Source organism: Streptomyces rectiviolaceus, from assembly GCF_039533825.1.
Lineage (GTDB): Bacteria > Actinomycetota > Actinomycetes > Streptomycetales > Streptomycetaceae > Streptomyces > Streptomyces rectiviolaceus.
The window spans coordinates 1-1594 of the sequence record NZ_BAAAUG010000254.1 but is presented as its reverse complement, the minus strand read 5'-3'; the positions used below and the strand labels follow the sequence as shown (position 1 = coordinate 1594).

Genomic DNA, 1594 nt, shown 5'->3' with positions numbered 1-1594 from the left:
ACAGCGATGACGCCCCGAACCTGCAGGACGCCCTGGCGATGCTCGATCGGGACCTGCGCGAGACCCCAGACGCTGACGCGGCCACGGTCGCCGAGGCCGCGGAGAAGCTGAAGAAGCGTCGCCCCGAACTGTTCGGCACCGCCAGCACCCCTGACCCGACCGCAGCACCGGCAGCACCCTCCGGGATGCCCGCGCCGGGCATGCCGCGCCCCGGCGCAAGCCAGCCCAAGCCGGGTGAGCGCGGTCTGGCCATGCTCAAGCGCCGCGGGAAGATCCCCACCGACGCCTAAGACCGCACCACCCGCACGACCCGCATGACTTGGGACCACGACCTCTCCCACGTGGACGCGCCACAGCAACAGCGGCGCCGCCTTACAGCTCCACCACCACCCCAAGGAGAGGGCCGTGAACGACTTCCAGCCCGTGCGCGTGAGCGAGGAAGCCACAGCCGACCGGCCGTGGCTCGCCTCCCTCGTGGGCACCAACGACTGCAACACGATCCTGCTGGACCTCACCAAGTTCGTCGCCGGGACGCACTACGAGGCGGGCCACGCACTGCAGCCCCGCAACGTCCTCAAGTCCGGCCTCCCGCTCGGCAAGGTCACCGCGACGCAGATGTACGCCCCCTACGCGGGGCCCACATCCGAGGTCCAGACCGTCACCATCACCGGCACCCCCACCGGCGGCACCTACACGCTGACCTGGTCCGGACAGACCACCGCCGGTATCCCCTACAACGCCACCGCAGCCCAGGTGAAGGCAGCCCTCGACGCGCTGTCCAACATCGAGCCCGGTGACGTCCTGGTCTCCGGCGGCCCGCACCCGGGCAGCGTCGTCACCGTCACCTTCGCCGGCCGCTACCTGGGCGACGACCAGGCGCAGATGACCGCCTCCGCGGCCAGCCTCACCGGAGGCACCACCCCCGCCGTGAACATCGCCACCACCACCGCGGGCGGCGCATCCACCGCCTCCGACGGCACCGAAGTCCTCGCCGGGTTCCTCGCCACCGAGTCGATGTTCGCCACCGGCTCCACCAAGACGTCCGGTGCGCTGCTCTGGTTCGGCGAGGTCTACGCCGACAAGTGCCCCATCCCCTTCGACCCGACCGACGTCACCAGCGTCGCCCCCGGCGTCAACATCCACTACCGGTAAGACAGGAGACCGACCATGAGCACCCTCGACCGTCTCCTGCGCAACGTCACGCCGGAAGACATCAACGCCTATATCAACGGACTGCCCACTCCGAACAACTACGCCCTCACACAGAGCGTCATCCCGGAGCGGAAGATCTACGGGCCGAAGTTCCGCATCGAGTCGAACAAGCGGCGCATCAACGCCGCGAAGTTCCGCGCCTTCGACACCCCGCACGCCCTGGCCAAGCGGCAGGCCGAGCGGGTCGTCAACGAGGGCATGCTGCCCCCGGTCGGCCAGACCCTGGAGATGGGCGAACTGTCCCTGATCCTGTTCAACGCCCGCCGTGGAGCAGACGACCAGGAGTTCCTGGACCAGCTCTACGACGACCTCGAGCGCCACTTCACCTCCATCAAGATCGCCATGGAGATCGCGGCCGGTGAACTCCTGTCCACTGGCGTCG

General features: G+C 68.9%; 2 protein-coding genes and 1 pseudogene. All 3 read left to right on the top strand.

The features are described 5' to 3' along the window. Positions 1 to 290: pseudogene (locus tag ABD378_RS43525) on the top strand (hypothetical protein); the annotation flags it as partial. A gap of 115 nt (positions 291 to 405) precedes the next feature. After that, complete coding sequence (locus tag ABD378_RS43520) at positions 406 to 1152, top strand: hypothetical protein (protein WP_344530976.1); 747 nt, start codon at positions 406 to 408, stop codon at positions 1150 to 1152. 15 nt (positions 1153 to 1167) lie between these two features. Then, positions 1168 to 1594: major capsid protein (locus tag ABD378_RS43515; RefSeq protein ID WP_344530974.1), on the top strand; the 427-nt coding region annotated here is incomplete at its 3' end.